This window comes from Cedecea sp. AS113 (assembly GCF_037152415.1).
GTDB lineage: Bacteria > Pseudomonadota > Gammaproteobacteria > Enterobacterales > Enterobacteriaceae > Cedecea.
The window spans coordinates 1-223 of the sequence record NZ_JBBCMI010000076.1; the positions used below are offsets into that span (position 1 = coordinate 1).

At 60.1% G+C, this 223-nt stretch carries 1 pseudogene; it reads left to right on the forward strand.

Features of this window, described 5'->3' with window-relative positions:
• A pseudogene (locus WFN87_RS24255) lies at positions 1–223 on the forward strand (IS481 family transposase); the annotation flags it as partial.

Sequence of the window (223 nt, forward strand, 5' to 3'; positions counted from 1 at the left end):
GCATTACCGACCTGCTGCGGATGGCACATGCCACACATCCACGCTGGGGTGCCCGCAAGATTAAGGGCTGGCTTGAAGACCACGGGCATCAGTTGCCCGCCTTCAGTACCGTTCATAAGCTGATGGCCCGTCACGGTCTGCTGCCCGGTGTTCCTCCCGGCATCCCGGCTACCGGCCGCTATGAACACAGTGCGCCTAACCAGCTCTGGCAGATGGATTTTAA